This is a genomic window from Alteromonas gilva, from assembly GCF_028595265.1.
Taxonomy (GTDB): Bacteria; Pseudomonadota; Gammaproteobacteria; order Enterobacterales; family Alteromonadaceae; genus Alteromonas; species Alteromonas gilva.
In genome coordinates this window covers 380,382-406,718 of the sequence record NZ_JAQQXP010000001.1, presented here as the reverse complement: position 1 = coordinate 406,718, position 26,337 = coordinate 380,382, and the positions used below count along the sequence as shown (strand labels likewise).

General features: G+C 47.6%; 23 protein-coding genes. 11 read left to right on the top strand and 12 right to left on the bottom strand.

Translation table 11 applies throughout. The features are described 5' to 3' along the window. Nucleotides 1–16: 16 nt before the first annotated feature. Nucleotides 17–499, bottom strand: coding sequence for a cytochrome C (locus tag OIK42_RS01930; protein WP_273637911.1), 483 nt, complete (start codon nucleotides 497–499; stop codon nucleotides 17–19). A 173-nt stretch (nucleotides 500–672) separates the two neighbouring features. On the opposite strand from OIK42_RS01930, the gene OIK42_RS01925 reads away from it, so the two are divergent. The 5 genes from OIK42_RS01925 (at nucleotide 673) to OIK42_RS01905 (ending at nucleotide 5,679) form a co-directional block, all read left to right on the top strand. Further along, nucleotides 673–1,899 (top strand): APC family permease, encoded by a 1,227-nt coding sequence (locus OIK42_RS01925; RefSeq protein ID WP_273637909.1) that lies wholly within the window; start codon nucleotides 673–675, stop codon nucleotides 1,897–1,899. Nucleotides 1,900–1,912: 13 nt separating this feature from the next. Then, nucleotides 1,913–2,674 carry a dimethylarginine dimethylaminohydrolase family protein gene (locus OIK42_RS01920; RefSeq protein WP_273637907.1) on the top strand — a complete coding sequence of 254 codons (762 nt, stop codon included), beginning with the start codon at nucleotides 1,913–1,915 and terminating at the stop codon, nucleotides 2,672–2,674. A gap of 106 nt (nucleotides 2,675–2,780) precedes the next feature. Next, nucleotides 2,781–3,527, top strand: a complete 747-nt coding sequence (locus OIK42_RS01915; RefSeq protein ID WP_273637905.1) for a M15 family metallopeptidase — start codon at nucleotides 2,781–2,783, stop codon at nucleotides 3,525–3,527. Nucleotides 3,528–3,574: 47 nt separating this feature from the next. Next, a complete protein-coding gene (locus tag OIK42_RS01910; RefSeq protein WP_273637903.1) occupies nucleotides 3,575–4,741 on the top strand; it encodes a serine hydrolase domain-containing protein in 1,167 nt (388 codons plus the stop codon). Between the two features lie 239 nt (nucleotides 4,742–4,980). After that, nucleotides 4,981–5,679, top strand: a complete 699-nt coding sequence (locus OIK42_RS01905; RefSeq protein ID WP_273637901.1) for a DUF3313 family protein — start codon at nucleotides 4,981–4,983, stop codon at nucleotides 5,677–5,679. A 42-nt stretch (nucleotides 5,680–5,721) separates the two neighbouring features. On the opposite strand, the gene OIK42_RS01900 is transcribed toward OIK42_RS01905, so the two are convergent. Continuing rightward, entirely contained in the window at nucleotides 5,722–5,904 is a 183-nt protein-coding gene (locus OIK42_RS01900; protein ID WP_273637900.1) for a hypothetical protein, read from the bottom strand. A 76-nt stretch (nucleotides 5,905–5,980) separates the two neighbouring features. Next, a complete protein-coding gene (locus OIK42_RS01895; protein ID WP_273637899.1) occupies nucleotides 5,981–6,229 on the bottom strand; it encodes a hypothetical protein in 249 nt (82 codons plus the stop codon). A gap of 283 nt (nucleotides 6,230–6,512) precedes the next feature. On the opposite strand from OIK42_RS01895, the gene OIK42_RS01890 reads away from it, so the two are divergent. Beyond that, nucleotides 6,513–7,196 carry a type 1 glutamine amidotransferase domain-containing protein gene (locus OIK42_RS01890; RefSeq protein WP_273637897.1) on the top strand — a complete coding sequence of 228 codons (684 nt, stop codon included), beginning with the start codon at nucleotides 6,513–6,515 and terminating at the stop codon, nucleotides 7,194–7,196. A 59-nt stretch (nucleotides 7,197–7,255) separates the two neighbouring features. On the opposite strand, the gene OIK42_RS01885 is transcribed toward OIK42_RS01890, so the two are convergent. Both OIK42_RS01885 and OIK42_RS01880 read right to left on the bottom strand, forming a co-directional pair. Continuing rightward, on the bottom strand, nucleotides 7,256–9,022 hold the full coding sequence (locus tag OIK42_RS01885; RefSeq protein WP_273637895.1) for a glycoside hydrolase family 2 protein: 1,767 nt from the start codon (nucleotides 9,020–9,022) through the stop codon (nucleotides 7,256–7,258). A 100-nt stretch (nucleotides 9,023–9,122) separates the two neighbouring features. After that, nucleotides 9,123–9,386, bottom strand: a complete 264-nt coding sequence (locus tag OIK42_RS01880) for a hypothetical protein (RefSeq protein ID WP_273637893.1) — start codon at nucleotides 9,384–9,386, stop codon at nucleotides 9,123–9,125. Nucleotides 9,387–9,533: 147 nt separating this feature from the next. Here OIK42_RS01880 and OIK42_RS01875 point away from each other — a divergent pair, with 147 nt between their 5' ends. The 4 genes from OIK42_RS01875 to OIK42_RS01860 all read left to right on the top strand — a co-directional run bounded on the left by OIK42_RS01875 (nucleotide 9,534) and on the right by OIK42_RS01860 (nucleotide 16,688). Continuing rightward, entirely contained in the window at nucleotides 9,534–10,442 is a 909-nt protein-coding gene (locus tag OIK42_RS01875) for a transporter substrate-binding domain-containing protein (protein ID WP_273637891.1), read from the top strand. A gap of 315 nt (nucleotides 10,443–10,757) precedes the next feature. Further along, entirely contained in the window at nucleotides 10,758–11,894 is a 1,137-nt protein-coding gene (locus OIK42_RS01870; RefSeq protein WP_273637889.1) for a DNA cytosine methyltransferase, read from the top strand. Continuing rightward, nucleotides 11,891–14,860: an ATP-binding protein gene (locus tag OIK42_RS01865; protein ID WP_273637887.1), complete on the top strand. Its 2,970-nt coding sequence runs from the start codon at nucleotides 11,891–11,893 to the stop codon at nucleotides 14,858–14,860. The genes OIK42_RS01870 and OIK42_RS01865 overlap by 4 nt, the downstream gene beginning before the upstream one ends. Continuing rightward, on the top strand, nucleotides 14,853–16,688 hold the full coding sequence (locus tag OIK42_RS01860; RefSeq protein WP_273637886.1) for a response regulator receiver domain: 1,836 nt from the start codon (nucleotides 14,853–14,855) through the stop codon (nucleotides 16,686–16,688). Before OIK42_RS01865 ends, OIK42_RS01860 begins: the two co-directional genes overlap by 8 nt. A 164-nt stretch (nucleotides 16,689–16,852) precedes the next feature. Here the strand turns inward: OIK42_RS01860 and glmS are convergent, their stop codons facing one another. The 4 genes from glmS to glmU form a co-directional block, all read right to left on the bottom strand. After that, on the bottom strand, nucleotides 16,853–18,685 hold the full coding sequence (gene glmS, locus OIK42_RS01855; RefSeq protein WP_273637884.1) for a glutamine--fructose-6-phosphate transaminase (isomerizing): 1,833 nt from the start codon (nucleotides 18,683–18,685) through the stop codon (nucleotides 16,853–16,855). A gap of 142 nt (nucleotides 18,686–18,827) precedes the next feature. Beyond that, nucleotides 18,828–19,373, bottom strand: a complete 546-nt coding sequence (locus tag OIK42_RS01850; protein ID WP_273637883.1) for a DUF6942 family protein — start codon at nucleotides 19,371–19,373, stop codon at nucleotides 18,828–18,830. Next, nucleotides 19,360–20,436 (bottom strand): Gfo/Idh/MocA family protein, encoded by a 1,077-nt coding sequence (locus tag OIK42_RS01845; RefSeq protein ID WP_273637881.1) that lies wholly within the window; start codon nucleotides 20,434–20,436, stop codon nucleotides 19,360–19,362. The genes OIK42_RS01850 and OIK42_RS01845 overlap by 14 nt, the downstream gene beginning before the upstream one ends. Beyond that, a complete protein-coding gene (gene glmU / locus OIK42_RS01840; RefSeq protein ID WP_273637879.1) occupies nucleotides 20,433–21,803 on the bottom strand; it encodes a bifunctional UDP-N-acetylglucosamine diphosphorylase/glucosamine-1-phosphate N-acetyltransferase GlmU in 1,371 nt (456 codons plus the stop codon). Before glmU ends, OIK42_RS01845 begins: the two co-directional genes overlap by 4 nt. 195 nt (nucleotides 21,804–21,998) lie before the next feature. Here glmU and OIK42_RS01835 point away from each other — a divergent pair, with 195 nt between their 5' ends. Next, entirely contained in the window at nucleotides 21,999–23,423 is a 1,425-nt protein-coding gene (locus OIK42_RS01835) for a sensor domain-containing diguanylate cyclase (RefSeq protein WP_273637877.1), read from the top strand. On the opposite strand, the gene OIK42_RS01830 is transcribed toward OIK42_RS01835, so the two are convergent. From OIK42_RS01830 to OIK42_RS01820, 3 genes are read right to left on the bottom strand one after another with little or no spacing between them, the layout of a single operon-like run. After that, complete coding sequence (locus tag OIK42_RS01830) at nucleotides 23,409–24,305, bottom strand: DMT family transporter (RefSeq protein WP_273637876.1); 897 nt, start codon at nucleotides 24,303–24,305, stop codon at nucleotides 23,409–23,411. The two genes, OIK42_RS01835 and OIK42_RS01830, sit on opposite strands and share 15 nt — an antisense overlap. Further along, the gene (locus tag OIK42_RS01825; protein ID WP_273637874.1) at nucleotides 24,306–24,764 is read right to left on the bottom strand and encodes a methylated-DNA--[protein]-cysteine S-methyltransferase; all 459 of its coding nucleotides are present in this window, start codon (nucleotides 24,762–24,764) and stop codon (nucleotides 24,306–24,308) included. Next, nucleotides 24,761–26,194, bottom strand: a complete 1,434-nt coding sequence (locus OIK42_RS01820; RefSeq protein ID WP_273637872.1) for a DNA-3-methyladenine glycosylase 2 family protein — start codon at nucleotides 26,192–26,194, stop codon at nucleotides 24,761–24,763. Before OIK42_RS01820 ends, OIK42_RS01825 begins: the two co-directional genes overlap by 4 nt. Nucleotides 26,195–26,337: the final 143 nt, after the last annotated feature.

Genomic DNA, 26,337 nt, shown 5'->3' with positions numbered 1-26,337 from the left:
TGCAGTAAGGAAATACTTAGTTTTTTTGCGCCGTGTCTTTTTCGGGGACACGCAGCTCGTAGGTTCTGTATTTGGATTTAGGGTAAGGCTCCACATCATACTTAGGCTGCAAAAAAGCCACCAGATTAATCAAATCAGTGACGGTTAACGAGTCATTGATATTTGGCATTTTAGAGCCTTCGGAGTCGGTAATCATGCTAACAGGATAACGCGGAGCCAGTTTATGCGAAGGGTTGATAACACTGGTCACCAGCTGGCCATAGGTACGAATCCCGGCATCAGGACCGCCCAGCCTGACCGGACGCAACAACGCGTAGCTGTCGGCAGGTTTTGATGTAATGCCCTCCACGACATGGCAATCCACACACCCATACTGCATAAAAGCAGCCTTTCCTGCACTGGCATCCCCTTCTGGCAGACTAAAACCTTTGGCAGAGTTTGCCGCTGGCTGACACCCCATTATCACCAGCAAAAGCATTGCGAGACTTACGATACGCATAACGCGCCTCCCTTTTTAATGTCGTGTTGTTATCTTAAGGTCATTTTAATCTTAGCACTAGCGATGAGAAAGAGAGCAAAAAACAATCACACCAGGACAGGCGCAAAGTAAAAGTAGTGACCCGGCACGGGCAAACCGGTGTATAATAGATTTTTTGATCACGGTCAGTATTCATGTCTAAGTCAATAGGTATATGGAAATCCTGGGCGCTGGTGACGGGCATGATGGTGGGTTCGGGCATCCTTTCATTGCCTGCCGTACTGGCACCCTATGGCAGTTTTAGTTTTGTGGGGTGGCTGGTTACCGGTGCGGCGGCTATGTGTTTAGCTATGTGTTATTATTATTTGTCGGCCAGAAACCCCGGCTTGGGCGGTCCCTACTTTTATGTTCGCGAAGCATTTGGCGCGCTTCCGGCAGCCATTGTTGGCTGGGGCTACTGGATGTCGCTAGTGGCCGGCGCAGCCGCCATATCACTCTCTTTTGCCGGTTACTTCCTGTCAGTTTTACCTCTCTTCACCGACACTGCCGTGCACGCCACTCTGTTAGCCGTTATCTGCGTGGTGATATTTACGCTCATCAATTTAATCGGCGTCAAAACGGCCGGCACCGTGCAATTAGTCATGACACTGATAAAAATCATTCCACTGTTAGTTGTGGGTGTGCTGGGCATTTATGCCGGCGACCTGGCGGCAATTCCGGCCTATGAACCCGGCGACGTCACCGTAGTAGAAAGTATCGCCGCCATGAGCCTGCTGATTATGTGGGCGTTCATTGGCGTAGAATGCGCAACGATACCAGCCGAAGATATTGAAAACCCCAAAAAGAACATTCCTCGCGCCTCCTTACTGGGCACCGCCAGCGCCCTCGCCGTATACGTTATTGCCATGGCAGGGGTTATGTCGATTGTGCCTTTCGGCCAATTGGCCGCCTCAGCTTCACCCTTTAACGATGCGGCGAAACTGTTAATCGGCAATTCAGGGGCCATACTGATTAGCGCTGGCGCGCTATTTGCTATTGGCGGCACCTTAAACGTGACGATAATGGTGATGGGCAGTTTTATGGTGGCTGGCGCCCGCGATAAGGTATTTCCTGCCTATTTTAGTGTGGAAAACAGCGCCGGCACGCCGGCAAGAGCACTGCTGGCATCAAGCGCAGTGGTAGTATTTTTACTCGCCTTTAATGCCAACAACACCCTGCTGAAAGGCTTTGAATACCTGTTGATCATTTCCACGTTTACTGTGCTTATTACCTACCTGGGCTCTGGCCTGGCCTGCATTAAGCTGGAGTTGAACGACGTAAAACAAGGCAAGCGCTGTAACTACACCAGGTTAGTGATTGCGGCGCTAGCCAGTGTATTTTCTTTGCTGGCGACCATTGGCGCCGGCGTCTTGTATACCTGATATCGGAAGACATATGTTTCAAAACGCAATAGTAAGAACGCCCTGCCAGGCAATGGTGAATGGTTTAACCGAAGCCGACCTGGGCAAACCCGACTTTGAGCTTGCCTTAGCGCAGCATGCTGACTATATCGACGCCCTTAAAGCCTGTGGCCTCAAGGTTACCGTACTGGAAGCACTGGAAGACTATCCCGACTCCTGCTTTGTAGAAGACGTGGCGCTACTGACGCCAACAGTCGCCGTGCTCACCCATCCGGGGGCCATAAGCCGTCGTGGCGAGGTGGATTATATTAGTGCGGCGGTGCGCAAACATTATAAGCAAGTTGAAACCATTACGGCGCCGGGACACGTTGAAGCCGGCGACATCATGATGGTGAACAAGCATTTTTATATTGGCCTGTCGGCCAGAACCAATCAGGCCGGCGCGGCGCAAATGATAGAGCACCTGCAAACTCACGGTTACACGGGTTCAACGGTGACCATGTCGGAACTGCTGCATCTAAAAACCGGCATCAGCTACTTAGAAAACAATCACATGCTGACCTTTGGTGAAATGCAAAGTCACAGCGATTTTGCCCGGTTTAACCAGATTGCCGTGCCTGCCGAGGAGGCCTACGCGGCCAACAGCGTGTGGATAAACGACACGGTGCTGGTCCCAAAAGGGTTTCCGGTGACGGCAGACAATATTGCCAGACTGGGTTATGAGGTAAGGGAAGTCGCGATGTCTGAGTTTCAAAAAATTGATGGTGGATTAAGCTGTCTTTCTTTGCGCTTCTGAAGGTTTTAATTTATCTGGCCAGCATGCATAACGACCGCGCCCCTGGCCAGGCGATTTCTTCAATGAACGTGCAGACTCTGGCATAGTAAGCTGACTGGTTGAGCGATTGACTGACGTTTTTCGAATCGCCCGCGAGCAAAGGCACCGGCAAATCCACGAGTATAAAGCAATGATCAATAAAACCACCACAGCCATAGGTTTAATCTTACTGACTGCCTCTGAGCTGACTCTGGCTAGCACAACACCGCATCAGTTTGTGGATGTAAAAAGCGTTATTCGCGATGTAAACACCGAGATCCGCTATTATTCCGACGATAACTTTGTGGGCACGCGGATCGACGGCTACGAGGCAGCAAAATGCCTGCTTCACCGCGCTGCTGCAAACGACCTGAAACAAGCCAGCGAGGAACTCGCTGGCCAGGGTTACCGCTTAAAAATATTTGACTGCTACCGGCCGGAACAAGCCGTGGCCCATTTTATGCGCTGGGCGCAGGACATAAGCGACCAATCCACCAAATCTGACTACTACCCTAACATCGAGAAGGCCGATTTAGTGCCCGATTATATTGCTGCACGCTCGGGGCACAGCCGCGGTTACACTATCGATCTGACGCTTGAGCAAGTACAGGCAGACGGCAGCTATAAAGAAGTGGATATGGGCTCACCGTTTGACATGTTCGACACGCTTTCAAATACCGATGATTCGAGAATAACCGAAACGCAAAAACGTCATCGTTACCAGTTAAAAAGCATCATGCATAAACATCACTTCAGCGCTTACAGTATGGAATGGTGGCACTTTACCCATGAATCAGATCCTAAAACCAATTACTGGGATTTTCCGGTAAAGTAAGCTGTGTAATCTAGTACCGAAAACCTATTGTAAAAGAGGAAGCGCCCGTGTCGACATCAGCTCTGTACCCGTTATTGATATTACTTAGTGTTGGTAGCATTCATACTGTGACGGCGAAAGAAAATGCGCCGCCTGCTGCGCTCAACAAGCATTTTGAGAAGGCCGTAACCAGCGATACCGTGCCGGGTATCAACGTGGCTGTCGCCGATAAAAACGGCCTGGTTTGGGCCAAAGGGTATGGCTATGCCGATCTCGAAAACCAGGTAGCGATGACCCCGCAGCATAAAATGCGCATTGGCAGTGTCGCCAAGGTCATAACGGCTGCCGCGCTGATGCGTATGGTAGAACAAGGCACCGTGGAACTCGATAAACCCATTACCGATTACCTGCCCGATTGGCCGGCGAAGCACCCCGCAATCACCTTACGACAACTGACCTCACATACCGCAGGCATACGTCACTATAAAGCAGGCGCTAATGAGTTTTTGCTCAACCAACCTTTTGACACCATGCAAAGCAGTTTGGCGCTATTTCAACAAGACGATTTAAGCTTTGCGCCGGGCAGTGCTTTTGCCTACTCAACCTTTGGCTGGACAGTAGTAAGCGCCGTCATGGAAAGCGCGACAATGGCAGCCGCGGATGATCAGCGCCGTTTTGGCCAGATTATTCAGCAGGAAGTATTTTCACCCCTTTCGATGCACGACAGTGCGTTAGATGACCAATATGCGATCATTGCACATCGTCAGAGACCCTACAGCGTGTATGAGGGTAAGTTATATAACTCCCCTCAAACCGACCACAGCTATAAGTGGGCGGGCGGGGGCATGATCGCATCACCTGCCGACGTATCCCGCTTTGCGGTGGCGCACCTTAACGGCGAATACCTGAGCACGGAATCGGTTAAAATGCTGTTTAGCAAAGCCACATTAAATGACGGCCAGGCGGTAGAGTATGGGGTTGGCTGGAATATCGGCTTTAACAATTACCGGCACCGCGACGCCTATCGACAGAACCCTGAGATCCAACACATGATGGCCGCTATGCCTAACGCCGTCATGCACTCCGGAGGCAGCATGGGCGGCATCACTATGCTGATTTTATGTACCGATCACCAACGGGCCGTAACCGTTGTTAAGAATGTTGATGGCGATGAAAGTGCCGATGTATTTTTATTAGCGCTTACAACGCTGAGTGCATACCACCAGCAGCACTAAAGGATATACGCCGCCAGCGGACAACGGCGCACAGGGCGCTTTACGTGAACAGGAATTTGCATACTGTGCGCCGCAGTAATATGCCGGCGCTTAAAATTAATAAAACTTATGCGAAATTTGGTAACACGCTACAGAGAAAAAAGCTTGTACCGCATAACCCAAAGTTGTAACTTACTTGTAATGGTTAATTAACATACAAATTACACCGTATACCTGCAACGGAAGAGGTCGCAAAATTTATGAAACTATTCACAATCATACTCAGCCTGTCTGTGTTAAGTGCGTGTTCTGTGACTGAAGATCAAGCTGTTAAGTTTACTGCCGTACCTGATTCCAACCTGCAACAATTACAAAATACCCGATTCGACCGCTTTGTGGTAAACCCCCAAACTGACTTCAGCCAGTATGACGAGGTCATATTTTTCCCAACACAGTTTGATAAATTAACCGTTGATGAAAGTGCCAACAACGACCTGACTAACAGTTGGAATGATTCCACCTGGGACGAAATGGATAAAATTTGTCAGCATTTTGATGATTTTGCGCAGCTCACCTTCGAACAAAAAAGTGGCCTTAAACCGACTAATCGAGGCGGTGATAATGTGTTGGCAATTGAGTTCAGATTGATGAACTTTATGCCTTATCAACGTCGCTACAAAGATGCTAATCGCGATACGGTAGTATCCAGAGGGCATCGGAACGGATTGGGGTCTATTACCTTTCAGGCCGTCGTGGCCAACTCAAAAACCGGTGAGTTACTGGCCGTCATTGAAGACGGCATGGAACTTAATCCGGGCAATATGCTGGTGATTAAAGGCGATCCCAATTTACAGGTAGACAGTGCCTCTCCCGTCGCGCAAAACATCGCCTGGCGTAAAACCTTCCGACGCATCGCCGACAGATTGCACAACGACTTAATGCGGTTAAAACAAAGCTGATTATTGATTGGCTCAGCCCGCTAATGTTAAATGAGCGGGTATTTATTGTTTAGACAGCGCTCGGATTTTCAGTAAATATTTTACCGGCAAAACCGTTAAGCCAATCAGTACCGTAATTCTTACGATGTCGTAAGCAATCAAACCCGGTTCAAAAAACAGCGCAATGCCAAGCACCGCCGCCAGCAAAGTAAAAATTGCATCCCAAAAGTGGTGTTTTTTCCACATAGGTTGTCCTTACATTCGTATTTTTCATATTTCGCATTTAAGGGAAGGTTTCGCGAGAAACCGCCCCTTATTTCAGCTATCCGCCCTGCATCTGACGATACTGTTCTGTTGTACGATGGTTAGATTGAGCACCTGTTGGTCCATTAGCAGAAACATGGCCCTGAAAGTCATGATATTTCCCCGCTAACCAACCGGCAGCACCCATAACAAATCCGTTACCACCGCTAAAGGCGCCAGCAATCATACCTGCAATAAATTGAGTGTTTTCTCTACTGGAGTCACCGCCAACAACTTGCTCTGCTTGTTCTAATGTCAGTGTTTGCATAATGTTTTCGTGTGTTGAACTATTAAGTTATGAGTGGCCACGAGTAAAATTATAAATCCCTCTTTCTCAAAATGATGCTGTACTGACATCAGGTTTTATTAATGTCCCGTAGTTAGCTTGCGAGTTAATATCACCACATAACTCTCCATCTGCTTTGCCATAGACGAGTCCCCGGTGTTACATCCCGTAAATTCAAACAGCATCGTTAAGATTTCTTGATCTAACATCGCCTTTCAAACGAATCAATGACTACAGATTTAATAAACGACAGCAAGGAGAAACTATGTCTAAACGCCTGCTTATGGTAATGACATCGCATGACATCATGGGTGACACCGGCAACAAAACAGGGATGTGGCTGGAAGAATTCGCTGCGCCCTACTATGCGTTTAAAGACAAGGGCTACAACATTACGCTGGCTTCGCCACTGGGTGGCGAAGTGCCTATCGATCCGAACAGTCTGGCCGATGACGCACTCACCGACGATGCCATACGCTACACAAAAGATGAACTAACCCGAAGTGCGGTTTCCTCAACCATTCCGCTGGAAGACGTACGCGCTGAAGAATTCGATGCAATCTTTTATCCCGGTGGGCATGGCCCGCTGTGGGATCTGTCAGACAACGAGCATTCAATTAAGCTGATTGAAGATACCATTGCCGCCAACAAGCCGGTAGGCGCTGTGTGCCATGCGCCGATTGTGCTTAAAGACGTCAAAGCACCGGACGGCAAATACCTGGTAGATGGCAAGGCCGTAACAGGATTTACCAACAGCGAAGAAGCAGCGATGGAGCTGACCAACGTTGTGCCTTATCTTGTCGAAGATGAGCTCACAAAACGAGGCGGCAAGTTTGAAAAAGCCGACGACTTTGCCGTAAAGGTGTGCACCGATGACTTATTAGTTACCGGCCAGAACCCGCCCTCGTCGCGGCCGGCCGCCGATGCGCTGATTAAACTACTGGCGTAATAGCATTAAACCACAGGCCCCTCTCCACGAGGGGCTTTTTTGTTGGCTCACGTCATTCATTATTGCCCGGCCTGTTGCTTCTGCTGGTACCAGTCCCGCATTATGTACCAAGCTTGCTTCCTGATGCCTTGTTCACTCAGCAAGCCTTTGCGGTTCCAATAATCCTGCACCCCCGCCAGAGGCCGACGTGCAGCACGGAAATCTTTTAATAGCCACGGTGATACCCCCCGTAAGTCAGGCATATTTTCCAGCATCACTAAATTATTTTTGTACACCCGGCTTTGGTATTCCTCACTGAATACAGTGTCGTCGGTATCATGCCACCCCTGCCGCGCACCGGCACCAAACTCACTAACAATAGTGGGTTTATCAAAGGCCGATTGCCAACGGTAGGTTGCACAGGTTTCCGGGCTATCATAATACCAGCCGCAGTAACTGTTAATGCCAATCACATCCACAACACCGGCGAAGTCTTCGTCTATCAGGCGGCCATTCGCGGTTGTCGTTTGGGTATTAATTGCCGCTGTTACCAGCCGCGTTGGGTCTGTCTCACGAACAGTCTCAGCCAACTCCGATAAAAATGCGGTCCGCACTGGTGTATTGGGTGTTTCGTTAGCAATAGACCACAAAATCACAGCGGCGCGGTTTTTATCCCGGCTAAGCATTTCACCAAATTGCTGCTTCGCTTTGCTCAGCACGGCAGGATTGTCGAACTGAATATCCCAGTAAACCGGAATTTCAGCCCACACCATGAGACCGAGTTCATCGGCCATCCGAAGCATATTCTCATTGTGCGGATAGTGAGCGAACCGCACATAGTTACATCCCAGTTCTTTGGCCCAGCCCAGCAATGTTCTGGCGTCTTCCTTGCTCCATGCCCGGCCGTCACCGAATGGCTTTTCCTCGTGAATCGCAATACCGCGTAAAAACACGGATTCGCCATTGAGCAAAATGTCATTCCCCCTTACCTCAATGGTTCGAAAGCCAATGTTGTCGTGTAATGTCGTCGTTGCCAGTGTCAGCTCAACGTTATACAAATGGGGGTTATCAGGTGACCACAGTTGAGGCTCGGCGTTAATGGTGGTGTAAATTTTACCTTCCTGATTGGTCGTGAACACCCGGTTAATGCCCAACTCCGGTACGCTCAGTGTTACTTGCTGATTGTGAGTTTGCTCACCGGCCAGCCCGATCTTCACAGCAATACTATTGTGGCCGGCATAATAAACCTGATAATCATCAATGTAAGTTGCGTTGAGTTCAATTAGCCTGACTGGCCGCGTAATACCACCGTAATTCCACCAGTCAGTGCTCATGGTAGGGATATAGTCGGGCTCACGTCGGTTGTTGACTTTTACCACGACAGTGTTGCTACCGGCGGTGAGCACTTCAGTCACGTTAAACTGAAAAGGCGTGAATCCACCTTCGTGTTGTCCTACCTGTTCTCCGTTTACATAAACGGTAGCCAGGTAATTCACAGCATCGAAGTAAAGCAGGTATTGCTTGTCAGGCTCGGGCGCGGCGATGAATGTTTTGTGGTACCAAACACTGCCTTCATACCAAAACAAACGTTCATCCTGAGTGTTCCAGTCGCCGGGCACATGCAGCTTCATAGCATTGTTAAAATTAAATTCCTGCAGAACATTCGCCCCAGCGGGGCCATTAAAGGTGTAAAACTTTCTTTTATCTCCAACATCAAACGGGTCAACGATGGCATCCCATTGACCAAGTAACTGCATTTGCTTTCGGTTTGGTGCGTTTTGTAACAGTTCAGCAGCTAGCGGCCGCGACGCAACAACACACAGAATAATAAACAAACACGTTTTCATGATAGGCCCGTTCTTAAATTGGTCTGAGCAAAGTACCCAAAGATCAATAAATATTAAAACTATTATCATTTATTTAACAATTATGGTTTAAATACGGAATTTAGTGATTATCTGCCTGTTCGTCGCTACCAGCTTCCACTGAAGATGAAGCAAATGTATCGCCCAGGAAGCCATGCATTAACGAATGCCTGATATTAATGGCGGGCGAAGGGGTCACAACGGTGATTTTAATCATAGTAACGTAGTAAATGAACTTTCTGGGCGTACTAAAAAACGTATACAATACGTGTAACTCTTTAAGGCTCGACGAGTCCGGCAAGATGGCTGTTAGAATATACGGCAATGCATATGGATATTTTGTCACAGCGACATAATGCACTACTATCTGAGGTGCAGAAGTCCAAATCAATGAAGGACTAACATTGGAAGAGGGGCGTATCAGGATGTATGAATTTGGCTGACCATGTCAGTGGTATCGTTTCAGGTTTAATCACAAGGTTTCAGTAGTAGTATGAGCGGTGTTCAACATCTTATTTCCAGGATAAGTACTTACCTTAAGCTATCACTAGTCGTTTACGGACTCAGTATGGTTATGGCGGCATGGGCACAGCAGCTGCACGCCGATGAGCTGCACTTTTTATACAATAGCCAGTTAAAATTACGCTCAGACTACGAACTCGATGTTTTAAACGCAGTAATGGAAGCCACCGAAGCTGAGTATGGCGATTACTCCATTATTACCCTGGAGTCGGGTTACACCATTGAAAGATTAATTAAGCACGCAGAAGAGAGCCCCGACGTGTGGTTATGGGCAAGCCCCTATAACCCTATCAATACCGACCTCGCGGTAATTGAATACCCAATATTTAATGGCGTATTAGGGTTACGCAGTATTATTGTTCACCAGGATAACTTACCGGCATTAAATCAGGTAACGAACTTAGAAGCGCTAAAACAATACACTATTGGACAAGGGCCGGGCTGGACCGATGTCGCCATCTACCGACACAATGGTTTTAATGTTACGGAGGCCCGCTTAACGCGCTTATTTAACATGACGGCCAACAAACGTTTTGAGCTTTTTCCTCTGGGCAGAATCGAGATTGATCAACAAACCCTGCAAAGCAAAAAAGGCGGCGATGTGTTAACCATTGCACCGAATCATATGATTTATTACCCGCACCCGGTGTTGTTTCACCTCAGCCACAAACATACAAAAGTGATCAAACGTCTTCGGGAGGGATTAGTAACCATCACCAATAACGGCGTACTCGAAGCACTCTTTGAATCGCACTTCCCGCAGATTACAGCCCAACTAAGGCAGCCAGACACCATTGTTTTTACATTGGAAAATAACACCCTGCCTCAGGAATACCTGGAAAAAATGAGCCACCTTCCCTTGCTCAAAAACCTACGTTAAGCGTTTGCCAGTTTACCTTTAACCAAATTCCACTCACGGCACATATGGCAAAAAACACGGTCAAACTAATGAGCTAGAAAACTCCTTTGGCCTGATGAATTATCAGCAATGTTCCCTTTGTACACACCTTAAATATGGAATGTAAACTTTGATTTTCGAACTCCCCCCCTTTGTAGAACTAATAAAAGGTGTTAAATCATTTTTAGGTATCCAAATGGCAGCTAATTCATTCACTGTTTGCTGTGCGATCAGTAGTGCATTATGATGGAGATAAAACGAAAACTTCGCGATTGTTATTTAAAATGATAAAAGTTGATGCAAACAAAAAATAATAGAAAGCTTATGGCAGTTGACCTATTTGCTGGGGCTGGGGGCTTTTCTCTCGCTGCAATTAAAGCTGGCTTCGCAATAGACTTCGCGATTGAAAACGATAAATACGCAGTTCAAACATACCAAAACAATATCTTAAAGCTGGAGGGCGGCAAGTACACTTCTGTATTAAACGACAGCATCTTAGACTACGACCCTATCGAACTCCAAAAAGCCAGATTCAAAAACAAAAATTGCGATCTTCTACTTGGCGGGCCCCCTTGCCAAGGGTTTTCAACTCACCGCATATTAAATGCAGGTGTAAACGATCCTCGTAATGAACTTGTATTAGCATATTTTGAATTCGTTAAAGCACTACAACCTCGAGTTTTCCTCATGGAGAACGTTCCAGGCATTCTATGGCCTCGCCATCGAGAATATCTCGATAAATTTTATCAGGAAGGTAAAAAGGCTGGGTACCATGTTTTCCAACCAGTCACTTTAGATGCCAGAGACTTTGGAGTACCACAACGCAGAAAACGCGTATTTATACTAGGCGTACGAGATAAAGCAGATATTTCGAGAGTTCAGTGGCCTCCCAAGCCCACTCATACTGACCCTAAAAAATTGGGAAATGGCTTATTGCCTTGGGTTTCATGTAAAACTGCTTTTCGTTCAACGTCAGCTGATGATGAAAACAATATTCATATGAATCATGGATACGAGCTCATTGAGGCATTCAAAAGAACTCCGCTAAACGGTGGAAGCAGAAAAGATTCTGGTCGGATATTGAATTGTCACAAAGACCATGATGGTCATAAAGATGTTTATGGACGAATAGATCCTGAGCAACCCGCACCAACTATGACAACGGCTTGCATAAACCCGTCAAAGGGCCGATTTGTACACCCGACTGAACACCATGGAATTACAGTTCGTCAAGCAGCGCGAATCCAAACATTTCCTGATAGTTATTCCTTTTGTGGAGGGCTGACGGCAGCGGGAAAACAAATTGGAAATGCGGTGCCCGTTGAACTGGGTAAATATTTGCTCGAATATATCAAAGCTCATATATTTGATTCCAAAGACTTTAAGGACGAAAAGCAGATGCATATCAAACAATCAGGGTATGAACTGGCATGATTGAGACTCGTTCATTCCGTACGCAAGCAAGGACAGTCGATCACTTAGGTCGCGAGCAAATTGCAGATTGTCCAACAGCCATATCGGAGTTATGGAAAAACTCTTACGACGCATACGCAAGAAATGTATCGTTACACATCTTCGACGGGGAATCACCAGTAGCGGCTCTTTTCGATGATGGGCACGGGATGAGTTACGAAGAATTCATTGACCGCTGGCTCGTAGTAGGCACAGAATCTAAGTTCGATACAAAAGCAGACAATGAGGAAGATAGGGACGGCTTACCGAAAAGAACAAAGCAGGGACAGAAGGGAATAGGCAGGCTTTCTTCCGCCAATTTAGGCCCGTTACTTCTCATAGTAAGCAAGCGCAAAAATCATGACTTTATTGCTGCACTAATAGATTGGCGAGTGTTTGAGAACCCATATCTGCTGTTATCTGATTTAGAAGTTCCCATAACACGTTTTGCATCCCCCAATGAGTTGATCAATCTACTTCCAGATATGTTCGAACGTTTAACTGAAAACATATGGGGAACACCAGAAGACCTTGAACGAACAAAACGTTTAGAACTTGCATGGACTACCTTCGACAAACTCACATTAGAAAATACGCCAGATTCAGTTAAACCATCAGATGCAATTGCAGAAACGATTATAAGTGCATACTTCGAAGAAAAGCACTTTCAACCATGGTCTGTCTGGCAAGATAAAAGCGGTCATGGCACAGCATTACTCGTGTCGGAAATTAATGATGATATAAAGGCTCAATTAAGAAGCGCGGACCCAAGCCCTTCCACCAAGGAAATACGCAAGCAATTTTTTGCCACACTCTCGGCTTTCACAGATCCTTTTGTAGACAGTATATCAAACGAAGAAAATTCGTTTGATCCCGAATTCACTTATGAGGTTCGAATTTGGGATAGCTATACATGTGAAGCAATAATTGAAGACGAAAGATCTTTACTAAACCGCTCTATTACTGAAGAAATGGAACATGTGATAAGCGGAAATGTAGATGAAAATGGAGTTTTCCGAGGTCAAATAAAAGCCTTCGGAGAATGGCGCAAACTAGGCTCTGAGTATGTCATTAACCCACCAAAAGATTTAAAAATTCCAAAAGGTCCCACAACTTACATAGGTAAATTCGGATTGCATGCAGCCACCTTTGAGCAAGTTCGCAATAGCTCAACATTATCAGATGAGCAGTTTGCTAGGTTTAGGGATTTAGCAGACAAACACAGCGGCTTTTTGGTGTTCCGAAATGGATTGCGTGTACTACCATATGGCCGTGTAGACAATGACTTCTTTGAAATTGAAACTCGCAGAAGCATTTCTGCCGGACGGGAATTTTGGAACGCAAGAAGAATGTTTGGTCGAATTTCCATTTCTCGAGAGCAAAACCCTAATTTGAGAGATAAAGCTGGAAGAGAAGGGTTTATTGATAATGCTAGTGCGAAGGCAATAAAGCTGATCGTCATTAATATACTAAGAAAGGCGGCTTATGAATATTTCGGTCAAGCATCAGAACTAAGAGATGAATTACTGCCTGATATTCAAGAAAAAAATGAAAAAGAAAGAGCTGAACAACAACGCAAAGAGTTAGCTAAAAAGAATGCAAAGGCATTTAGAGGGCGGTTAAAACGAAATTTACCCAAAATAAATAGCTTGTATGACGAAACCTGTGAAGTAAATTCTGAATTCAAGGTCGAAAACGAACAAGACCTAGATAACACGCAAGAGCTTATCAACAAGATTAATGATCAACTAAGCGACCTCAGAATCACCGGCGCACCTGCAAGATTAGGAGCGTCTGAAGACGATTACCGGGCATTCCGTCGTTTGTATTCAACAATACAAGAAAGAGTAAAGACACTCGAAGCGGTTCGGACAGAAGCAATTGAAAAAATTAAGCCATCTAAACCTGAAGAACTTGCTCACAAACAATTGCAAAGCCATGCTAGCAGAATTCAGGCTCGGCTACGAAGTTGGAAAAAGGCCATAAATACAATTCAGGAAACGGAAAGTAAACGTGTTGAAATGCTATTTGACGAGCGTAATAAACAGTTCCATGGATTAGCCTTACCCCTAGTTGAACAAGTACGAGCTGGACGTCTTAGTCTGGACAAAGCGCTCGTGGAAATGGGCAACATTCATTCTATTTTGGATACCGAGAATGAAGACACATTTCAACCATATTTAGAGTCACTCGAATTGATGAGTGAAAACATCAATATCGAATTAATTGCTCGGCAGGGAATCGCAGAAAATATTGCACTTAAAGACGATTTAAATCGAATCAATCAACTAGCACAATTGGGCGTTACAGTTGAAATACTCGGGCACGAGCTAAACAGTAATGAAAGAATGATCCGAGAAGGTATTCGACAGATCAAGAGTAACGGAGATATTCCTGGTACACGTTTAGTGGTAGAAGGATTCGAAGCACTCAGCCATCAGCTCGAGTTTTTATCACCACTAAAAATATCTGGATCTCGCACTAGAAGGATTATTTCAGGTGAAGAGATTCTGAATTATTTGCAGGGCTTCTTCGATACGGTAATTCGCTCCAGGGCTATAAGGATAACTGCAACAGAAGAGTTTCAACGCTTGAAAGTTGATGAGCTACCTTCACGCTTACTCCCGGTTTTTGTCAATTTAGTAAATAATAGCGTTTATTGGTTAGTAAACTCAGGTACTGAGAATCCTCAAGTTCTCCTTTCTATTCGTGACAGTAAGGTCATCGTTTCCGATAACGGGCCTGGAATAGATGAGTTAGATCAACAAAATTTGTTCAAAATGTTTTTTACTAGGAAATCGAGCGGTGGTCGCGGTATTGGGTTGTACTTGTGTCGAGTAAATTTGATGGCTAGTGGGCACTCTATCCTCTATGCCAAGGAATCAAAATTCAAAATATTAGATGGTGCAAATTTCATCATTGATTTAAAGGGAGTCTATTTTGAATAACTTTGCAGATTTGGTTAATGAGGCATTCATTAAGCCACTTAGGTCAGTACTGATAGTTGATGACCAATATCCCACATGGGAAGAGATCTTTAACGCACAACTCGATGGTAATATAAAAGATTCCCAGCAAGATGTTATTTCACAGCGGAAGCTATGGAGAACGAAAGCAATGGGACCATTTGAGGTAATTAAAAAATTTCGAGAAAGAAATCCTGGCTTTGTGATTGATATACACGATGCAGTTGATAGTGACCACTCAGACAATAGTGTAGAAACAGCACCACAGTTGGCAACCCACTTACATCAATCTGATCTATTAGTTTTAGATTACAATCTAGAAGGAGCCTCTACCGGACTCGGAGGGGATAAAGCTCGAAAAATTCTACACTCAGTACTATCTAATCAGCACTTTAATTTAATAATCGTCCACACCGACGAACCAGACCTTCAAGATGTAGCAGAGTCCTGTCTTACGTCACTTTTAGATAGTTGTGCTACGCAATACACTGAAGATGACTTAGCATCTATCGAACAATCCGAGATATTAATAAGTGGCTTGGAGGATTCTGGAGATTTTGACAGAAGGAAAGTTCAAGAATGTTTCGCCAGATCACAATATTTATATGCTCGACAATTAGGGTACAAAAAAGCACTCGGCGAATACTTATCTAATAGGGGTCCACTAGCACCGTTATTTCAATTGTCAGAGAATTTAAAATTCGATATCCACCAAAAAAAGACTTTTTTATTGTGGGCAATTAATTTTATTAATGAGCAGTTAAAAAATGAGCTAGCTTCCGAGGCCCTTAAAGGCCTGGTTTGGAGTTTTAAAGAACATACTAAATGGATACGCTCTTCCAGAGGGTTTGTTTGCTTTATAAATAAAGGACTCTCAAACTTATTAGAGGAATTAGAAAATGCGCTAATTGATTGGAAGCCTACGCCTTCTCGACTTCTGTCAGCAAAATATAGATATGAATTGAACCGAATTGGTGTTGATGCAGAAGATGACGCGTTATTGAAAAATAACCTTTTTGCTCTTTTCTATCGAGATATCCGAAATGGAGGTCGAGAAGATATTTTAATCGACCAGAAATCAATCTTCAGAGAGCAAAAGCTAAGAGAGCATGTCACTAGACAATCAGAGGGGCTTTCTTTTCTAATTGAAGACAAAATAGTGGAATTTGGAAATCAAATCATTGCAATAGATTTAAAGAATGGCCAAGATTTTTTATCTCACTATCTAGTCGATTTGGGAAAAGAGAAAGAATCCAATAAAGCCATCGCTCAGTACAATAATTATGTGTCGACGCTTCCTTCCAAAGGTAATACTCCGGAACAACTGGATAGCGGCCATATATTCAAAATGGATGACCAGTGGTGGGTTTGCGCGACACCAGCATGTGATCTTCAACCAGGACAGAACTCTATCGCCTTTAGGGGTAAAAATAATACCCTACTACCGTTTACTGCTTTCCAACTCAATAAAGAAAATCCGGATAATCTTAGTTCAAAACATATTAATGGCGGAGGTTACTGTTTCATAGAGGACAACGGTGAAGTCGTCGCATTAGGAATCAATAGTATCGGTGATGAGAAACATCCATCCAATCTCAAAGTTAATTGGCAAACTTTCGTAGCTGAATCAGGAGGAGTTATTCAGAACGGGAAGCTAACAATAAAGCAATTCGTAATAACTGAAGAAAATGTATCAACAGAGCAGAAAGAGGTGACAGTAATATGCAAGCTAAGGTATGCCTACGCATTGAATTACATCCAAAGGGTGGGCATCAGCACATCTAGAATTGGTCTCGATTACGTTTCCTAGTCAACTTCTCAACATATGACGTCTGCATTAATTGATTAGGCACCAAGTTAAAACATTTGTAATGAATATGGTGCTTACCAACTTTGTTTGTCACTTTCCATCCTTGTTTATAACTTTTCCAACTTAGTTTGGATGTGACAAACAGAGCAAAATGAAAATGCTGTCTACTCCACCGTTACGCTCTTTGCCAGATTCCGCGGCTGATCGACATCTGTGCCTTTGATCAGCGCCACATAGTAAGACAGTAGCTGTAGCGGCAGCGTGTAAATGATGGGGGCAATCGGGCCATCGCAGTGTGGTACGTTAATCACCCGCATGGTGTCGTCGCTGGCAAAGGCGGCGTCTTTATCTGCAAATACGTACATAATGCCGCCACGGGCGCGCACTTCCTCAACATTGGATTTGAGCTTTTCGAGTAATTCGTTGTTGGGCGCAACCACAATCACCGGCATTTCTTCGTCTATCAGCGCCAGCGGACCATGTTTTAACTCACCGGAGGCATAGGCTTCGGCGTGAATATACGAAATTTCTTTGAGCTTTAGCGCCCCTTCCATGGCTATCGGGTACTGATCGCCACGGCCTAAAAACAGAGAGTGATTTTTATCGGCAAATTCTTCGGCTAAATCCTCAATGCCCTGGGTGATGGCCAGGGTTTCTTCTAACTTCGCCGGTAAGTTGAGCAGCGCCTGAATAATGGTCTTTTGGTCGTTGCTGGCAATACCGTTGTGTTTGCCCAGAGCCAGTGTCAGCATCAAAAAAGCGGTTAACTGGGTGGTGAATGCTTTGGTAGAAGCAACGCCAATTTCAGCACCGGCGCGGGTCATAAAGGCCATATCCGATTCACGAACCAGCGACGAGCCCGGCACGTTGCAGATGGTCAGGCTCGCCATATAGCCAAGCTCTTTGGCTAACCGCAGGGCCGCCAGGGTATCGGCGGTTTCGCCAGACTGTGAAATGGTCACCAGCAGACTGTCAGGGTGTACCACCGATTTACGGTAACGAAACTCCGAGGCTATTTCGATGTTACATGAGATATTGGCATACTGCTCAAGCCAGTATCGCGCAGTCATACCGGCGTGATAGCTGGTACCGCACGCCACAATTTGCACGTGCTTTACTTTGGCAAATATCTCATCGGCACCGTTGCCAAAAATATCTGGCAGTAAGCCGGTGTCGTCAATACGATGCTGCAACGTGTTACGCACCACCACCGGCTGTTCGTGAATTTCTTTGAGCATGTAGTGGCGGTAGCCCGCTTTATCGCCGGCATCATGCTCAACACTTGATTCAATAATATCGCGCTCAACGGCATTGCCGTCTTTATCAAAAATCGACACACTGCGACGGGTTATTTCCGCCACATCACCTTCTTCCAAAAAGATGAAACGACGCGTGACCGGTAATAAAGCCATTTGATCAGAGGCAATGAAGTTCTCGCCAAGGCCTAAGCCAATCACTAACGGGCTGCCTGAACGGGCCACCACCAGCTTTGCCGGATCGGTGCGATCCATAATAACCGTACCGTAGGCGCCATGAAATTGCTTAACTGATGCCTGCACTGCGGCCAATAAAGAATCTGCGTTCTTTAACGCTTCGTTTACGGTGTGGGCAATGGTTTCGGTGTCGGTGTCGCTGGTAAAGGTATATCCTTGTTTTACCAGGTTTTCTCGTAAAGACTGATAATTCTCAATAATACCGTTGTGGACCACGGCTATGCGGTCGCTGGAGTAATGGGGGTGTGCATTGGCTTCGGTCACGCCGCCGTGGGTCGCCCAGCGGGTATGGGCGATGCCCGTTGAACCCAGGGCATCCTGTTGGCTTAGCGCATCAACCAGGGCCTGAACTTTGCCGGTGCGTCTAACCCGGTTAATCGTGCCATCTGCGCTTAGCAGTGCAACGCCCGCAGAATCGTAGCCGCGGTATTCCAACCGTTTCAGGCCTTCGAGCAAAATCTCTACCACATTACGCTCGGCAACTGCGCCAACGATCCCACACATACATTTCTCCGTTAGCAGAGGTTTGTTTGCTCTGCTTTACCTTGATGATTATTACTTTATTGGCGTCAGACGCTCGCACAGGCCTGTACCCAAAGGCAAGCATCTGACTTTTAATTTGCGCTCATTATGAAACGTAAACCACTTATTTGCCAGAAAGCCGCGGCAAATATTGATACTCGGCTAACAGTTCAACCAAAAACAGGATCTTGCTGTTAGATAACTGCCGGTAATCAAAATAGGGGCACACCACAACGTGACGCTGTGCGTCGATAGCAAAGTCAGGCGTTATCCAGTGCAAAGACGGCGCAATATGCAGGGTATTGGCAAAGGTTTTACCACTAATAATGTGGATCGCATCCTTGCTGAACTCCTTTGGCTCGCTAAACATCAGCGCGCAGTCAGAATTTGCCTGCAACAAACTATTATCCCGAAAAGCCTGCCAGCGCGGATGCCCCTGGCGAAAGCTCGCCGGGGAAGGCAGTGCATAGGCCAGTTTGGCAAATACGTTAAACACTTTACGCCAGCCATTACCGCAGTCCTGACCAATCCGGCAGATATTACCCGCGACCAGCGGTGTAATACCAGGCGTTGCATGTTCAATCACGGTGTTTGGCCGGTTACCAATATACACCCGCAGGCGGGCCTGGGGATCGCCAATCCCCAGCACGGTTGAGTTAGTCAGATGCACCCGCACCTGCCTGTGAGTTAAGCTTCGCCGTATCTACCGGTAACCTGGTGCCTGTTAGCGCGGCTTTTTTGGCCAGTTCGATCACGGCGATGACATTAACGATGGTATCGGCCGGTACCGGCACTGGCGTGGTGGCGCCGGGCTCAAGGGCCTTACCCAGTTGGGTATAAAAACCCGTGTAGTCACCCGTTAATGTGGGGTAAATCTGGTGGCTATCTGCTTTGTATAATACGCCATGTTGCTCAGTGGGCGTGATAGCCCAGTCTGCGTCGCCCGGCTTACGATGATTTTTAAGCTGTGCTTCCTGGGGGTCAAGATGGTATTTGCGGTAGCTGCCAGCGGTGCCTTGCAACGAAAATCGCAATGTCGGCGCGGCTTCAAAGGGCGAACTCCCTACCACAGCCTGTAATGTTGGGTAATGCAGATTCACGTCGAAGGCATCATCCGATTCGCCCCCTGCCCGCAGCGTATTAATTGATGCACTCACTGTGTCAGGCAGGCCAAATAATTGCAGGCACTGATCAATCAGGTGCGGGCCTAAATCCCAAAAGATACCGCTGCCCGGCCCGGCGTTTTCGCGCCAGCGATTACGCGGCTGCGGACGAAAGCGGTCGAAGCGATTTTCAAACCGCTTTACCTCGCCCACCGCAAGCTCGGCAAGCAATTGCTTAATGGTGAGAAAATCACCGTCAAAACGCCGGTTATGAAACACGCACAGGTGACGCTGTTGTTGTTTGGCTAAGGTAACCAGCGTCTGCGCCTCAGACGCCGACAACGTGAACGGCTTTTCGACTAACACATGGCAGCCTGCACTGAGCGCAAGTTCAGTCTGTGGCGCATGCAGGTGATTGGGCGTGGTAACGATCACCAAATCAAACTGCGCCTGTTGTAGCGCAGTTTCGAGGTTGTCATACACCCTAACACCGGGTAAGACGCGCTCAACTTTCGCGCTGTCAGACGACACCACCCCGTCAATAAAAAACGCGTCTATTGCCTCTAAAAAGGGCACATGAAAGGTTTGTGCAGCGTAGCCAAAGCCCACCACTAAAGTACGAATGCTCACTGCCCTGATGGCTTTTTGTCAGGGCGTTGCCAGCCAGCGATGTTGCGTTGTTTGCTGCGGGCTACAGCAAGTGCGTCATCGGGCACTTTTGCGGTAATAATAGAGCCGGCTGCTACGGTTGCCCCGGCGCCTATCTCAACCGGTGCCACCAATGCTGAGTTCGAGCCAATGAAGGCATTTTCTCCAATACGGGTTTTCGACTTATTTACGCCATCGTAATTACAGGTAATGGTGCCGGCGCCAATATTGCTATGGGCACCGATGTCAGCATCGCCTAAGTAAGTCAGATGATTCGCTTTAGCGCCTTCACCCAGGCGCGCTTTTTTCACCTCAACAAAGTTACCAACTTTGGCCTTGGTCTCCAGTACCGTGCCCGGGCGCAAGCGCGCAAAAGGGCCAACACTGCAGTGCGGCCCGACGCTTGCCTGTTCAACTATGCTGTTGGCTTCGATCACCGCGTGGTCAGCAATATCACAGTCTATGAGTATGCAGTTGGGACCAATGCGCACATTATTGCCCAGCGTTACCTTGCCTTGTACCACGGTATTGACGTCAATAAACACATCCTCGCCGGTAGTGAGGCTTCCGCGTATATCAATGCGCTGCGGATCGGCCAGCGTCACGCCTGCCATCATGAGTTCTTCGGCTTGCCAGCGTTGTAAAGTGCGCTCCAAACGCGCCAGCTGCACACGGTTATTTACCCCCTCCACCTCGACAGGCAGTTCAGGTTGCGCGGCCTGTATGTTTTTACCTTCTGCCGCGGCCATGGCTATCACGTCGGTTAAATAGTATTCGCCTTGGGCGTTGTGGTTTGTAAGTGCGTTGAGCCAGCGTTTCAGATCGCGTCCGGCCATCATCATCATGCCGGTATTAATTTCGCGGATCGTTTTTTGTGCTTCAGTGGCGTCTTTATGTTCTACGATGGCCACAATCTTGTTGTCCTGACGGATAATCCGCCCCATGCCGCTCGGATCATCAAGGTTAACAGTGAGTAATGCCAAATCACAGGTGGCCTTGGTTTCAATCAGGCGCTGCAGGGTAGCTGCTTTAATTAAGGGTGCATCACCAACCAGTATCATCACGTCTTCGTTATCATTGATATGCTCTGCTGCCTGCATTACCGCATGCCCTGTACCGAGCTGCTCTGCCTGCAAACACCAGTTAATGGTGTTGCCATAAAGACCGGCTTTTAGCTGATCACCACCGTGACCATAAATTAAATGCACAGCCTGTGTATCGAGCGACTCTACAGTATTAATAATTCGCTGTACGATTGGTTCACCGCCTACAGGATGCAGTACCTTTGGGAGCGCCGACTTCATTCTTGTACCCTTACCAGCCGCCAGTACAACAACAGAAAATGCCATGATTAGTCCTTGTGATGTGATATTGTGAGTAGTGTAACCAAGGTGCCAACACAAGTCAGCGCGCAATTAAGTCGGTCGTCGCATAAAGCAAAATTGTACGCCTGTCATTGCCCTTCAATGGTAGCGAAAAAACACCGCAAGTTGTATGATTGCGATCTACAGGTTATTTCTTAACCATGGAGCAAAGCAAAGCAAGTGAATGCATTCAGGACTTTACACCGTAGTATTTTGTTACTTTTTGCGGTTGTGGTAATTGCTATCGTCACGTTAGTACATTTCAGTATTTCAAAAATCGTTGCCGAACAGAGCAGAGCACAACAGCAGTCATTGTCACCGGCAGTATCGTTAATTGTCACGCAAATACTTGAGCCATTGCATATCTCAGAGGCGCTGAGCAAATCTCGCGAGCTTGTCGCGCTCATGGAGAACGACGCTGTCCCCGAAAGTAACATTTTCGCAACGCTAAAAAGACTTGAGCAAGAGTTTGGCCTGTCGTTTTTTATCGCCAGCGAACTCACGCGCACGCAGTACCATTCCGATGGCTCCAAGTTCAGCTTAATTAAAGGTGAGGTTTCCTGGTATTTTAAATACCGCGACGGCGAGGCTGATACCGTTGCTGATATTGGTAAGTGGGAAAAACCGCACTTTTATATCGATATAAAAATATACGATGACGACGGCAAATTTTTAGGCTTTTTTGGCGTTGGCAAGAGCCTCAAAAGCTTTGTCTCCGTATTCGGCTCCTACAAACGACAATATGGCTACGACTTTTTGTTTGTAGACGGTAACGGCGATATTATGTTGTCGTCTGACAGTAACCTCATTCCTAAATATTCTGAATTCACCAACCTGTCAGAATTGCCCTGGTATGCCAGTTTGCCCAGAGATGTGCGCGCTAACAATTCACTCAATAACCTGTTAGTGAATATAGATGGCGGTGACCATCTGATCGCTGAGGTGGAGCTTCCGCAGTTTAATTGGACGGTCTATTTACTCAGCCCGCTCGACGCCCGTCAAACCGAAATATCACAGGGCTTTATTATTAGCGTTGTCACTCTGCTGTTGGTGATCTTTTCGCTATTTTTACTTATTTACAATTTGCTGTATTACTTCAGACGCGATCTAAAGCCTGAGCTTATTATCCGTAACACACACCGGCTGCCGGATCGCAATCAGATTGAAGTCAGTTATCAGACGCTGATAGAAAACTATTCATCGTTGAGCGTGATCATGGTGGATGTCGATCACTTCATGGATATTAATGATCAGTTCGGCCGCAATGCCGGCGACCAGGTCATGGAGAAAGTTTCTGAGTTTATCACTGCACATATGCGTGACATTGATGTGCTGGGTCGCTGGAGCAGTGGCGAGTTTGTTATTTTACTGCCGGATATGGGTCCCCGCGAAGCGCAGGAACTCGCCCACCGGTTACGCCATGGTGTGGCAATATTACCACCGCCCGGTGAATACCCGGAAATGCACTTAACAGCCAGTTTTGGCGTGTCATTTTCGGCTTCCAAACGCCCGTTAAATGAAATAAGCGCGCACGCGGAGGATGCCCTGTACCAGGCTCAACGTGATGGTAGAAATCTGGTCCGCGTGCAGTTAATCGACGACTAGCCGACGCTTTACCAAAACAACCATACGCTGGGCAATACCCGAGGTCAGAGTAATGCCCAGCAGGATCAGCCCGCCACCGGCGAAGTCCCATAGGCTGGGCACTTCATCGAGCAGCAAAACACCCCATATAATCCCAAACAACGGTACTAAATACCCCACCATCACAGCCTTGGCCGGTCCGGCAGAGCCAATAAGATAAAAATACAATAAATAGGCCAGACCGGTTCCGCCAATCGCCAGCGCCAGGGCATTAACCCAGGCCAGCGAAGAGGGCCACTGCGGCGGCAACTGGGCTAACGCAACCGGTGCCAGTAACAATGAGGCCCATAACTGACTGCCTGCAGCAACCGCCACCGGCCTGGCTCCGGTCAGCCATTTTTTCATGATGCAGGCGCCCCAGCCATAACAACATGCCGCAGCAATCACCGCGAGCACCGGCGCGATACTAATTTGATTCCCGACTGTTTTGTCCAGACTTATCAGTACTACGCCGCCAAAACCAATGATCAGTCCCCATACGGCACTGACATGTAGCCGGTCTTTCAGCCAGATAAACGCCACGAAGGCTGCAAACATGGGGGCCGTGGCATTTAAGATAGCCAATACCGCCGCCTGTAAATGCAAACTGGCAAAATTAAACAGGGCAAAAGGAATGGCGGTGTTTATAGCGCCGAGTACGCACAACGGACGCCACAACGACAGCATCTGCCGAGCCCCGCCACGGGCCAGCAAAAACGGCACAAACACCAGAGCAGCCAGTGAGGTGCGTAATACTACCAGTGGCACTACGCCAAATTCGGGGGCCGCCACGCGCATAAACATAAAGGATGCGCCCCAAATGGCGCCCAGCAAAATTAACGCGCTAAGTTCGCGGGATGTCACTTACAAGGCTCCTTCTAAAGATAATAAAAAACGTTTTCGCGTTAGTCCGCCAGCGTAACCGGTAAGGGTACCGTTACTGCCTATTACGCGGTGACAGGGCACAATAATGGCCAACGGGTTTTTACCGTTGGCCATACCTACTGCGCGCGAGGCGGTAGGCTGCCCAAGCCGCGTTGCAACGGTGCCATAACTGGTTGTCTGGCCGTATTCAATGGCGCTTAGCTGGCGCCAAACGCGCTGCTGAAAAGCGGTTCCCGCAGGATTAAGCGGGAGGTTAAACACCTTTAATGTACCGGCGAAATACGCCGCTAACTGACTGCAGCATTGCTGCGTCACTAACGACGGATTTTCGGGCAGGGTAGCGTCCTCCACAAAGGCAACGCTGGTGAGGCCGTAGTCATCACCGGCTATGGCAATAACACCACAGGGACTTTCCAGGTAACTTAACGCCTGACTCATGCATCCTCCTGTTGCTGACCGGCCAGCAGCCATAGCTGCAGGGTTAAATAACTGCGCCAGGGCGCCGCTTTTTGGGCATCGATGGCTAACTTTGCGGCTTGCCGTTTGGCAATCAGATCGCTGCTTAAAAAGCGGTCCGGATCGCTGCGACCGCGCATTCTAATGTATTCTAATGTCCAGGGGCCAATACCTTTTATTGCCAGTATTTCATCGTCGGTGAGTTCACCTGCGTCACGCGCTACACAAGCCTGGGCAAAACGCACCAGCGCCTGTTTGCGCGCCCCCGGCATTTTTAACATATCCAGTGGATTGTCGGCGACGGCTTCGGCACTGGGAAACACTTTGCCGGTTCGCGTAGGCAGGCCCAGCGTATCGGTAATGCGCTGCAGTTGGGTAATGGCCGCACCGACGCTCACTTGCTGACCCACAATTGCCCGACAGCCAGCTTCAAATACACTCCACACGCCGGGCAAGCGTAGCCCCGGCGTTACTTGCGCAGGACGCAGACCACAGCTCAATAATGCCTCACTGACAAGCGCAGGGTCGGTATCAACATCCAGCACCCGGCGCAGCGTTGTCAGAATGGGTTGGATATGCGCGGCGTGGGCCACTAGCAGACGCACCATAAAGCCACCTTTGGCGGCGTCATAGGTTGCAACCACTTCGCCTGGCTTATCATCGATTAAAAACTGGCGGTGATAAGCGCTGTCGGTGACCTGCTCAACCCCTGACAGCGCTCTGACCCGCAAAAAATCGCGCACCTGCGGCCAGTTATAGGGCTGTTTAGCGGCTAACACTACTTGCATAACGGTGCTCCCAACCGCGCTGGCTTCAACAGCGCTCTCTTTAACTGCACTCTCTTTAACAGCATTGTGTTTCCCCCGTAACTGGGTTGGCGTTAATCGAAACTGAGTATGTAAATGGCTCTGTAACCCCCGTTCGGAGCTAAAACCGGCCGCCACCGCAATATCGGTAACCGGCATACTGGTTTGTTGTAACAAGCGCTTGGCAAACAACAAGCGGCTATGTAACTGAAAACGTTTTGGCGACACACCCACTTCGGCGCTGATCAACTTGTTTAAATAGCGTTCGGAGATACCCAGCCGCGTCGCAATTGTTGCAATGGGGGTTGCCAGTTCGTTGCTGAGTAGCTTAAGGGCGCGTTGAACTGTGGTATTGACCCCCTGCCAGGCAAACGAACCCGGCGCGCTATCGGGCCGGCAGCGCAGACAGGGCCGAAAACCCTGTTCAATTGCCTGCTGCGCATAGTGATAGTAGGTAACATTGGCTTCTGCGGGCAAACGTGCTGGGCAGATTGGCCGGCAAAATATCCCGGTCGTCCTCACCGCCACGTAAAAGCAACCATCAAAGCGCGGATCCCGCGACAAACGCGCGCGGGCATATTGTTGAGACTGCGTTGCGCTAATCATGCGTTATCCCATCTTAACCAATGAACGTGCTATTCTATCGCGCTTCGTGCGTTATCATACGAAGAAATCGGAACTCTATTTAATTTTAAGCGTCTAACGCTTTGTCTGTGAAGTTGATTGCATCGCCTTGCCACCGCATAATA